Genomic DNA, 11,253 nt, shown 5'->3' with positions numbered 1-11,253 from the left:
CCACATATCGCCAAGAAACTCCTGCGTCCCGTTATGACGCAGATGCATGCACGCGATCTCCACCGCCCGGTGCAATCCACACGACTTCGGCCGCCCGATCTTCTTATTCCACGGCTCGGTCAACGATCCACGGACTCGCCACACAAGCTCCTGCATCTGCGACAACATGAGGCCTGTAGTACGATGGTAGCGCAACGGTTCTCCCGGGTATTGAGGATTCTTTGGTCGGAACTCTCAAATTTTCTCGCGAGGACCGTTGCCTTTCTCGGTGACACGCCGGAGTGGATCAGTAATTCACGTAATTACTCACAATGGTTTTGAATAACGCTCAGTGAAGTAGATCCAATGGTTCCCCTGCCTCTCGTGATCGCTGGAGAAGCGGTTCATGTGACGGCGCAGATTCTTGCCGAAGATCTACCGGGGCAGCGCGGCTGGCGCGAGTTCTTGACCTCCGATTTCCACTCGGCGCTCGATGGCGTGCCTTCGGCAACGATTATGGTTGACGAACTGGAGTTCGAGATCGCGACAGACACCTCTCGCATCATCGCCTTCTCGGCGAAAGTGGATCTTCGTCGTTATCGCCGGTCGGAGGAAACATGCTCGTCTTCGACAGCGCAGTCATGCCTGGTGCGGTTGGCGATCGACGTCGAGCCGGAATCAGGTCACGTGTACGAGTACCAAGGTAGATTTTGGCACAGGATCCTGATGGCGGACTGTCTCTATGTGGGTGCGGTCGCGCCTGCGGAAGTCGATAGCTGGATCCTGTCTCCGCAGGGGGTCTGGCTGGGAATAGGCGAAAATCGGAGCCTGGCTGCGGTGCGAATAGAGTCGAATGGTCATCCGATCGGACCTATTCGGGGTCGTGCCGGGCTATTGTCATTCTGGAGACGGACGGAATCGGCGGGGACTCGCGGTAGATCCCGGCGGGCGGGCATCCTGCATCGCAGCACCTTCCACACCCGCCCGGCGTAAAGCACCGGCCAGGCCTCCGAACGCGTGCAATTCCCCGCAACCTTGCCCACCCCGCACCGACCACGGTGTGATCGGGACAACGGCACAATCCCGTCGGTGAGGAGTGGTGATGACCCGAACGCTGGATCCGGTGGAACTGGAGCGCACGCCCCAGGCCCGCGTCGACGCCTGGCTGGCCCGGTTCGAGGCGGCGCTGGCGGCACGCGACATCGAGGCCGCGGCCGAGTTGTTCGCGCTTGGCAGTTTCTGGCGTGACCTGGTCTCGTTCACCTGGAACCTCACGACAGTGGAGGGTCGTGAGGGCGTCACCGACCTGCTCGCCGGCTGCCTCGACGAAACCGGCGCGTCCGGCTTCCGGACCACGGAACCGCCGACGGAGGCGGGTGGCGTCATCGAAGCGTGGATCGAGTTCGAGACTGCGGCCGGTTACGGCAAGGGGCACCTACGGCTGAAGGACGAAGGCGCCTGGACGCTGCTGACCACTCTGCGTGAGCTGAAGGACTTCCCGGAACCGCGCGGTGACCGCCGGCCGAAGGGTGCCCGCTACGGCGCGATCGAGGATCGCCGGTCGTGGGCGGAGGATCGCGAGGCCGAACAAGCCGAACTGGGCTACGAGCGGCAGCCGTACGTCGTTGTCATCGGTGGTGGGCAGGGTGGGATCGCCCTTGGCGCTCGGTTGCGTCAGCTCGGGGTGCCCGCGTTGGTGGTCGAGCGCAACGAGCGGGCCGGTGACTCCTGGCGCAAGCGGTACAAGAGCCTCTGCCTGCATGACCCGGTCTGGTACGACCACCTGCCCTACCTGCCGTTCCCCGAAAACTGGCCGGTGTTCTCGCCAAAGGACAAGATCGCGGACTGGCTGGAGATGTACACCCGGGTGATGGAGGTGCCGTACTGGACCCGGTCCGAGGTCACCTCCGCCGAGTACGACGAGGATGCGCAGCAATGGCGGGTCGTGGTGGACCGGGCGGGCGATGAGGTGGTGTTGACGCCGCGGCACGTGGTGTTCGCGACGGGGATGTCGGGCAAGCCGAATCTGCCCGCGCTGGCGGGGATGGACGAGTTCGAAGGGGATCAGCACCATTCCTCGCAGCATCCCGGGCCGGAGGGGTATGCGGGCCGGAAAGCGGTGGTGATCGGTTCGAACAACTCCGCGCACGACATTTGCGCGGCGCTGTGGGAACACGGCGCGGACGTGACCATGGTGCAGCGCTCGTCGACGCATGTCGTGCGTTCGGAATCGTTGATGGAATTCGGCCTCGGCGACCTCTACTCGGAGCGGGCCGTGCGCGGCGGGATGACCACGGAGAAGGCGGACATGACCTTCGCCTCGCTGCCGTATCGGATCATGCACGAGTTCCAGATCCCGATCTACCGGCAGATCGCAGAACGCGACGCGGACTTCTACCGGCGTCTCGAAGAGGCCGGCTTCGAGCACGACTGGGGCGACGACGGGTCCGGGCTGTTCATGAAGTACCTGCGCCGCGGTTCGGGCTACTACATCGACGTCGGTGCGGCGGAATTGGTGGCGGGCGGCGAGATCAAGCTCGCGCACGGCCAGGTCGACCACCTCTCCTGATTAAGGGCTGTGAAGGGTCCCTTCACGGACGCAGCGTCCGTGAAGGGACCCTTCACAGCGTGCGGCGGGAGGGGAAGTCGGGCGGGCGGCGCTCGGCGAAGGCGCGCAGGCCCTCGCGGGCGTCGGCTGAGGTGAACGCCTGCTGCCCGTAGTGCGCCTCGTGGTGGAAGGCCTGGTCCTGCGGGAGATCGCCCAGCCGCAGCACGGCTTCCTTGATGGTGGCGAGCGCGGTGCCGCTGCGGGCGGCGAGCCGGTGCGCGCGGGCCAGCGCGGAATCGAGTAGTTGCTCGGCGGGGACGACCTCGTTGAGCAGGCCGTAGCGCAAGGCCTGCGCGGCGGTGATCCGGTCGCCCTGCAACATCAGCTCCATCGCCCAGGCGTACGGGATCTGCCGCGTCAGCCGGGTCAGCGTGCCGCCCGCGGGCACCACCCCGACCCCGCTTTCGGGCAGCCCGAATTCCGCGGTGTCGGCGGCGATGCGCAGGTCGGTCGACAGCATGATCTCGAACCCGCCGCCGAGACAGAGCCCGTTCACCGCGGCGAGTACCGGCTTGAACAGCCTGGTGTGCTTCTGGTGCGCCGGGTCCCACTCGGAGATGTCGAACCGCCCCTCGGCCAGCACCGGAATCGACTCGGTGAGATCGGCGCCGACGCAGAACGCCCGCTCGCCCCGGCCGGTGAGTACCGCGACGGCGATCGAGTCGTCGTCGCGGACCTCGGCGAAGGCGGCGCCCAGCTCCTCGTACATCGCCAGGGTCAGCGAGTTCAGCTTTTCCGGCCGGTCGAATCGGAGCACCGCCACCGCACCGTCGCGGTCGAGGGAGATGCCCGCCATCAGATCGCCCCCTTTGCCCGCAGCGCGGCGATGTCCTGCTCGTCCAGCCCGGCGAACGCACGCAGCACGGCCGCCGTGTGCTCGCCGGCTTTCGGCGCGAGTCCGCGCGGCTGGGCCGGGGTGGCACCGAGCTTGATCGGGGAACCGAACATGCGCAGCTCGCCGAATTCCGGGTACTCGACGTCCACGACCATGTCGCGCGCGGCGATTTGCGGATCCTCCACGACTTCGCCGATGTCCTTGACCGCACTGAGCGGCACCGCGTCGCCGGCGATCTCCTCCAGTTCGCGTTTCGTCTTGTCCGCGAACCATTCGTGCAGCACCGGGCGGACCCGGCGTTCGTACACCGCGGGCACGAACCGCTTGGCCATCGTGTCGATCTCCGGGTCTTCGGCCAGCTCCGGCGAACCGAACAGCTCGCACGAGATCCGCCAGAATTTGTCGGTGTATCCGCCGAAGAACACGAACCCGTCCCGGCACGGGTACAGCTCATAGGGTTTCACGAACGGATGCTCGTTGCCGAGCGGGCTGGGCACGTTCCCCTCGACGGTGTAGGACACCACGGCGTTCTCGGTCAGGCTCAGCACGGAGTCCTGCTGTGAAACGTCGACGAGCTGTCCTTCGCCGGTGCTTTCCGCGTGCCGGAGTGCGGCGAGGGTGCCGATGACCGCGTACAGGGTCGCGGAGAGGTCCCCGATGATGGTGCCGACCCGCGCCGGCGGACGGTCCGGGAAGCCGTTCATCGACCACAGCCCGCCGGTCGCCTGTGCACTGTTGTCGTAGGCGGGACGACGCCGGTACGGGCCGGTCTGCCCGTACCCCGAGATGGCCGTGTAGACCAGCCGCGGGTTCTCCTGCCGCAGCACCTCGTAGCCGACGCCGAGTTTGTCCATTGTGCCCGGCCGGAAGTTCTCGACCAGCACATCGGCGCGGCGCACCAGTTTCTTCAGCAGCTCCGTGCCCTCGGCGGTGGCCAGGTCTATGGTCAGCCCGAGCTTGTTCCGGTTGAACTGCGCGAAGAACGCGCTGAACCCGGTATCCCCGGTTCCGTGCAGCATCGGCGGGAAGTCACGGGCGTAGTCCGGATCCCGTGGGTTCTCGATCTTGATCACGGTGGCGCCGAGATCGGCCAGCAGCATCGAGCAGAACGGCCCGGCCACGACGCGCGTGATGTCCAGGACCACGATGCCGCGCAACGCTCCTTCGGGCAGTCCGCCGGGTGGCAGCGCGCCTTCGTCGATCGTCATGGTGTGCCTCTTCGCTTCTCGGATACCGTCTGCTCAGCCTTGATCCACGCGGATCCCCGCTTCGAGCAGTGTGCCGCAGACGGGGCTGTAGTACTCGTCGATCAGCACGCGCGCGCCGCCGGTGGTGCGGGGCCGGACCCGCACGCCGTGCTCGGCAAGCCGTTCGGCGGCGACGTGGGTGAGCTTTCGTGCCGCGCCGTGCCAGTCCGCGTCGTTGCCCAGCCGGGCGCCGCTGGCGGGTACGTACCAGCCGTGCTCGTCCCGGCGGGGTGCGGAGGCGCCGGCCGGGACAGCGTTCGGCACCGGTCGCTCGGGTGCGCTGCCGAGCCGTTCGGCGCGCACGGCGGCGCGGGCTTCCCGCGTGGCGGCTTCGTTCACAACCCCGTCGGTGAGCACCACACCGTAGGTGTGCAAAGCGGTTTCCTCCGTGACGTACTGGTCACGGACGTCGGCGGCGACCAGCTGCGGGTCCCGCAACAGCGGGTCGCCGTATCCGCCGCCACCGGCGATCCATTGCACCAGAACGTCCTCACCGCGGATGGTGACCGACTGCTGGTTGATCGCCAGCAGCTCCCGCGCCTCGGCGCCGAGTGAATCCCTCGTCGGCACCCGGCCCGCGGAAAGCAGTCGCGCGACATCGGTTTCCCGCCAGACTTCGTGACCGCTGCCGCCGCCGGGAAGACCTCCGCCGAAACCGTCCGCGACGACCTGGGCGCTCGGCGCGAACACGGTCTGGGTGACCTCGTCGGCGCCGTGCAGGGTCCACGCGAAGCGCAGCCCGAGACCGCCGCGGTGCGCGCCGTGGCCGGCGCTGTCGAGATTGAGTTGCTTCCACAGGTACAGCACCGGATAAAGCATCTCGTTCATCTCGACGTCCGGCAGCATGTTGTTGACCTGCGTCATCATCCCGGCGCAGTCGAGCCCGTCGCGTTCGGGCTGGGCGCCCGCGCCCATCCCGCCACCGTCCATATTGAACAGTACAAAGTAGTCACCGTCATCGGTGGTGCCCGCGGAAATGCCGCCGGTCCACGAATCGCCCCACACCCCTTGGGTGCGCTCGCGGATCTCTTCGTCGCTGCTGCCGCGACAGGCCTGGTTCAGCAGCTTGGTGACCACTCGGCTGACCCGGGCGCCGGTGGTGAGGTGCCCGTTGCTGATCGGCGCGGGCGGCCGGGGGTGCACGATCGAACCGGGCTCGGCGACGATGTCGAACGCGGTCATCACGCCTTCGTTGAACGGCACATCCCAGGCGAGAATCGGCACCACGGCAGTCGCGACGCTGCCGACGAGCGCGCCGTAACTGCAGTTGACGAACCCGTCGGTCTGCTCGCTGGAACCGCTGAAATCAAAGGTGATCTGATCCTCGCGCTTGGTCATCGTGCACGCGACCCGGTACAGCTCGTCGTCATGACCGTTGTGCTCGGTCCATTCCTCGGCGGCGTAGCTGCCGTCCGGGATCCGCGCGATCCGTTCGCGCACCACCTGTTCGGCCAGCGCGAAGGAAAGCCGGGTGTAGTCACGGAACACGTCGAAGCCGAATTCCTCGACGGTGCCGAGCAATCGCCGGATCCCGGTGTTGTTGCTCGCCACCAGGCTGCGCACGTCGTTCCAGAACAACGCGGGCACCCGCACGTTGTTGAGCAGGATCCGGCGTACCCATTCGACCGGCTCGCCGCGTTCGAAGACCTTCACGCCGGGTGGCAGGCGCAGTGCCTCGGCGTAACAGTCGCGCGCGCCGGGGGCGAACCCGCCGGGGGTCATCCCGCCGACGTCGACCAGGTGCGCCTGCGACTGCGCCCAGCCGATCAGCTCGTCGCCGTGGAAGATCGGCGAGATCACGTTGGTGTCCGGCGGATGGCTCGCCCCGGCGGTGTGCGGGTCGTTGCAGATGAAGGCGTCGCCGGGGGCCAGCGGTTCGCCCTCGATCGCCTTGACCAGGTTCTGCACGGCGACGCTGCCGGAGCCGATGTGGAACTGGACGTAGTCGGAGTAGGCGTAGATGCGGCCGGTGGGATCGAACAGCGCGGTGTTGAAATCGCCGGCCTCGGTGATCACCGGGGAACCCGAGGACCGGATCATCGCGATGCCCATCTCCTCCACAATGGAGTCCAGGCGCATCCGGATCACCTCCAGGGTGACCGGGTCGTAGCCCTCGGGCAGCTGGTGCGGGGTGCTCATGGGTCGTCTCCTTCGGCGGGTGGGCTCAGCGGGCGGCGAGGCGCAGCAGGAAATCGCCGCTGCCGGTCAGCTCGACGGTCGCCCCGGTGGGCACGTAGACGGTGGTGTCGGGTTCCTCCAGCAGGCACGGGCCGTTCGCCCGGCCCAGCGCGCCGAACCCGCGGTGCACGTCCATTTCGACGCGTTGCCCGGTGAGCGGTTCGAGCACGCTGCGGCGGCTGTGCTCGTAGGGTTCGTCGTCGGCCCCGGCGAACTGCCGCACGGTCTGCACCTCGCTGCGGCCGATCGCCCGGACCCGCGAGTTCACCAGCAGGATCTCGGCTTCGGTCCAGGCGGTGCCCGCGCCGAACTCCTCCTCGTAGTCGGCGATGAACTGCGCGCGCAGCGCCTCCTTGCCGTCCTCGCCGAAGGTTCCGGCCGGCAGCCGGGTGGTGACCTCGAAGATCTGGCCGACGAACTTCATGTCGGCTTCGCGGTGGAGTTCGCGCCGGTCCTGCGGGATTCCTTCGGCGGCGAACCAGGCCTGCGCGCGTTCTTCGAGCGCCGCGAACTCCTTCTCCAGCGCCGCCGCGGGCTGCGCGAGCGTCCACGGGCTGGTCTGCACGGCGGAGAAGACCGAATCCGCGTGCATCAGGCCGTAGGCGGAGAACACCGCGGCGTTACGCGGGATCACCACCTCGCCGACACCGGCTTCGGCGGCGATGGCGGCGGCGAACAGGCCGCAGGCGCCGCCGAACCCGACGAGGGTGAACTCGCGGGGATCGTGCCCGCGGTTGACGGTGATCTTGCGCAGTGCGTTGGACATCTGCGAAGTGGCGAGCCGGTACACGCCCTCGGCCGCGGCGTCGTCGGTGAGGCCGAGCGGCTCGGCCACGTGCTTGCCGAGCGCGGCCCTGGCCTGGTCCGGGTAGAGCGGCACGGTGCCGCCGAGATAGTAGTCCGGGTTGATCAGCCCGAGCACGAGCGCCGCATCGGTGACCGCGGGCCGGGTACCGCCCTTGCCGTAGCAGGCCGGGCCGGGCACCGAACCCGCGGAGTGCGGGCCGACGCGCAGCAGGTTCCGCCCGTCCACCCAGGCCAGGCTGCCGCCGCCGGCGCCGATGGTCTCGATGTCGACGGCGGTGAGGCTGGTCGGCAGCCCGCCGATCTCGGCGCGGGGGAGCAGCCGGAACTCGTCGTCCAGGATCGCCGCGGCGTCCAGGCTGGTCCCGCCCATGTCCGCGGTCAGCACCCGGGCGCGGCCGAGCTGCTTGCCCAGCAGCCGAGCACCGGTGACCCCGCCTACCGGACCGGAGTTGAACATCGAGATCGGCGCCTTGCCGGTCTCCTCCACGGACAGGAACCCGCCGTGCACCTGCATGATCTGCACTCGCGTGCGCAGGCCCCGCCGCTGCAGCTCCTCGGCGAGGTGCTCGAAGTGCGACGACACGATCGGCTTGACTGCCGCGTCGAGTGAGGTGGTGACCATGCGCTCGTACTCGCGGTAGACCGGGGTGAGCGCGCTGGAGAGCGTGTAGGGCAGGTCCGGGTGGTGCTTCGCGAGGTAGTCGCCGATCGCCTTTTCATGCACAGCGTTGCGGAACGACCACAGCAGGCACACGGCGATGGTCTCGGCGCCGGTAGCGAGCACCGTGTCCACCGCGTTCGCGATCGCCGCTTCGGTGAGCGGGACGAGGACCTGGCCGTGCGCGTCGATCCGTTCGGCGACCTCGACGATGCGGCGTCGCTGGACGATGTCGGGCGGGGCCGCCATCTTGTGCGGATCACGTTCGTCGGTGCGGGCCGAGCGCGCGATGCGCAGGGTGTCGCGGAATCCCTGGGTGGTCAGCAGCCCGACCGCCGCGTACTTCTGTTCGTCGACGGCGTTCGTGACGATGGTGTTGCCGAGGACGAACCGGTCGACCTCGGCGAAGAACTCCGTTTCCGACCGGCCGGCGCGCTCCTGCAGCACGGCGAGTGCGTTCAGGATGCCGGTGGTCACGTCCTTGGTGGAGAACGCTTTGCCGCGGATCGCTCGCCCGTCGGCGATCGCCACGGCGTCGGTGAACGTGCCACCGACGTCGATGCCCACGTGCAGGGTCATGATCGCTGTCTCCCTTGACTGCGTCGAAGTTTTCAGTGCTTTGTGGACGGTTCAGTGGCCAGCGCCCGTGCGGTGCCGGAGGTGAGCGGACGGCCGATCCGCTCGGCCAGCCAGACGCTCGTGTCCACGAGCTTGGCCAGGTCGATCCCGGTGTGGATGCCGAGGCCGGCTAGCTGCCACACGAGGTCCTCGGTGGCCAGGTTGCCGGTCGCGCCACCGGCGTACGGGCAGCCGCCGAGCCCGCCCGCCGAGGCGTCCACGGTGCGCACGCCGGCCCGCAGGGCGGTCAGGGTATTGGCCAGCCCCTGCCCGTAGGTGTCGTGGAAGTGCACCGCGATCTGTCCGATGTGGACATCCGCGGCGGTCAGTGCGGAGAGCAGCGCCGCGACCCGGCCGGGCGTGGCTACGCCGATCGTATCGCCGAGGCTCAGCTCGGTGCAGCCGAGCCGGAGCAACCGGCTCGCCGTCGCGACGACCTGTGGGATCGGTACTTCGCCCTCCCACGGATCGCCCCAGCACATCGACAGATAGCCGCGTACGTTCAGCCCGGCCTCGCGAGCGCGGGCGACTACCGGGGCGAACATCTCCAGCGACTCGTCGACGGTCCGGTTCAGGTTGGCTTTCGCGAAACTCTCCGTGGCCGAAGCGAACACGGCGATGTCGGTGACGCCGAGGTCGAGCGCCCGGTCCAGCCCACGCCGGTTGGGCACCAGCACCGGATACCGCACGCCGGGGCGCCGTTCCACCCGCCGCAGTACCTCTTCGGCGTCGGCCAGCTGCGGCACCCACTTCGGGTGCACGAGGCTGGTCGTCTCGATCACCGTGTGGCCCGCGTCGGCCAGCCGTGCCACCAGTTCGACTTTGACGTCGGCGGGCACGATCGCCTGCTCGTTCTGGAGTCCGTCGCGGGGGCCGACCTCGCAGATCGTCACCGAGCCGGGCAGACCGGGCAGCGGGTCGACGCCGTAGTGCGGCAGCGGGTTCATCGGATCACTCCTTGCCGCGGAGTTCGGCGAGGACCTTCTCCGCGTGCTCGGCGCGCACCGCCCGGTCGGCGATGAGCCGGGCCACCACCGCAGGTACCTCCTCGGGCGTCGCGCCGATGGTGGTGGCGATCGTGCGGGCGTGCAAAGACATGTGCCCGCGCTGGATGCCTTCGGTGGCCAAAGCTCGCACGGCGGCGAAGTTCTGGGCCAGCCCGACCGCGGTCACGATCTGCGCCAGCTCAGCGGCGCTCGTGACCCCGAGCAGGGCGACGCATGCCTGCGCGACCGGGTGCACCTTCGTGGCCCCGCCGACCAGGCCGACCGGCATCGGCAACTCCAGCGTACCGACCACGTTGCCGTCCGCGTCGGCTTCGAACCGCGACAGCGAGGTGTAGTGCCCGGCCGGGGAAATCGCGTGCGAGTGCGCGCCCGCTTCGACCGCGCGGGTGTCGTTGCCGGTGGCCAGCACCACCGCGCTGATTCCGTTCATGATGCCCTTGTTGTGCGTGGCCGCCCGGTACGGATCGGCCTCCGCGAGCGCGGCCGCGTGCACCAGGTCGGCCACCACGGCCGGGCCACCCAGCAGCCCGGCGTCGAACACCGCGCGCGCCCGCGACAGCCGCAGATCGGCTTTGTTGGTGAGGATGCGCAGCAGCGGACGGCCCGCCGCGATCTGTCCGGCCCGCGCGGCGACTGCCTCGGCCATCGTGTTGACGGCGTTGGCCCCCATCGCGTCCCGGACGTCGACCTGCAGGTGCGCCACCACGTAGCGGCCGGCACGGGAGTCGACGAGGCGGACCGCGAGGTCCCGGACCCCGCCGCCGAACTCGACTAGCTTCGGGTCCTGCGCGTTCGCCAGCGCGATGAGTTCCTCGCGGGCCTCCAGCAGCCGCAGCCGCCCGGCCTCGGGGTCGGCGACTTCGAGCAGCTGGATCTGCGCCTGCATGACCGGGGTGGTGGAGCTGGTGGCGAACCCGCCGTGGGCACGGGCGATCTTCGCCGCGTTGCTGGCCGCGGCGACCACCGAGGGTTCCTCTGTGGCCATCGGCACCAGCACCTCGCGGCCGTCCACCACGAAGTTCGTGGCCAGCCCCAGCGGGACGCCCAGTACCCCGACGACGTTCTCGATCATCTGGTCGGCGAGCGCGGTGCCGAGGCCCTGCTCCGGATCCAGCACCGCCAGCACGGCCGGATCGAGGCCGGTGGCCGCCGCGGCCGCGGTGCGCCGCTCCCCGATCGCGAGATCGCGGAACCCCTGGATACGGCTGGTGCGCGTCATGGCGCCCCTTCCACTTCGACGTGGTGGTGGATACGGGGCCGACGTTAGGCGCGCGACGCCCGGTCCGGAATGGACCGATCGTCCAGCGCGGATCGGG

The 11,253-nt window shown here is 68.7% G+C and carries 7 protein-coding genes and 1 pseudogene; 2 read left to right on the top strand and 6 right to left on the bottom strand.

From position 1 onward, the window contains the following. Window positions 1-363: 363 nt before the first annotated feature. On the top strand, window positions 364-972 hold the full coding sequence (locus tag D5S19_RS31690) for a hypothetical protein (RefSeq protein ID WP_147397400.1): 609 nt from the start codon (window positions 364-366) through the stop codon (window positions 970-972). A gap of 109 nt (window positions 973-1,081) precedes the next feature. Further along, window positions 1,082-2,545: pseudogene (locus D5S19_RS15180) on the top strand (NAD(P)-binding domain-containing protein); the annotation flags it as partial. A gap of 55 nt (window positions 2,546-2,600) precedes the next feature. Here D5S19_RS15180 and D5S19_RS15175 read toward each other — a convergent pair. The 6 genes from D5S19_RS15175 to D5S19_RS15150 are packed head-to-tail and all read right to left on the bottom strand — an operon-like array spanning window position 2,601 to window position 11,249. Then, complete coding sequence (locus D5S19_RS15175; RefSeq protein ID WP_120023983.1) at window positions 2,601-3,383, bottom strand: enoyl-CoA hydratase/isomerase family protein; 783 nt, start codon at window positions 3,381-3,383, stop codon at window positions 2,601-2,603. Further along, window positions 3,383-4,630, bottom strand: a complete 1,248-nt coding sequence (locus tag D5S19_RS15170) for a CaiB/BaiF CoA transferase family protein (protein WP_120023982.1) — start codon at window positions 4,628-4,630, stop codon at window positions 3,383-3,385. Before D5S19_RS15170 ends, D5S19_RS15175 begins: the two co-directional genes overlap by 1 nt. Before the next feature lie 33 nt (window positions 4,631-4,663). Continuing rightward, window positions 4,664-6,808 carry a hydantoinase B/oxoprolinase family protein gene (locus tag D5S19_RS15165; RefSeq protein WP_120023981.1) on the bottom strand — a complete coding sequence of 715 codons (2,145 nt, stop codon included), beginning with the start codon at window positions 6,806-6,808 and terminating at the stop codon, window positions 4,664-4,666. A 25-nt stretch (window positions 6,809-6,833) separates the two neighbouring features. After that, window positions 6,834-8,891 carry a hydantoinase/oxoprolinase family protein gene (locus D5S19_RS15160; protein ID WP_120023980.1) on the bottom strand — a complete coding sequence of 686 codons (2,058 nt, stop codon included), beginning with the start codon at window positions 8,889-8,891 and terminating at the stop codon, window positions 6,834-6,836. 32 nt (window positions 8,892-8,923) lie between these two features. Then, window positions 8,924-9,877: a hydroxymethylglutaryl-CoA lyase gene (locus D5S19_RS15155; protein ID WP_199730511.1), complete on the bottom strand. Its 954-nt coding sequence runs from the start codon at window positions 9,875-9,877 to the stop codon at window positions 8,924-8,926. Window positions 9,878-9,881: 4 nt separating this feature from the next. Continuing rightward, window positions 9,882-11,249, bottom strand: a complete 1,368-nt coding sequence (locus D5S19_RS15150; RefSeq protein ID WP_267901118.1) for a hydroxymethylglutaryl-CoA reductase, degradative — start codon at window positions 11,247-11,249, stop codon at window positions 9,882-9,884. Between the last annotated feature and the right edge of the window lie 4 nt (window positions 11,250-11,253).

This window comes from Amycolatopsis panacis (assembly GCF_003600245.1).
GTDB classification, from domain to species: domain Bacteria; phylum Actinomycetota; class Actinomycetes; order Mycobacteriales; family Pseudonocardiaceae; genus Amycolatopsis; species Amycolatopsis sulphurea.
This window is presented reverse-complemented; position numbering and strand designations above follow the sequence as displayed.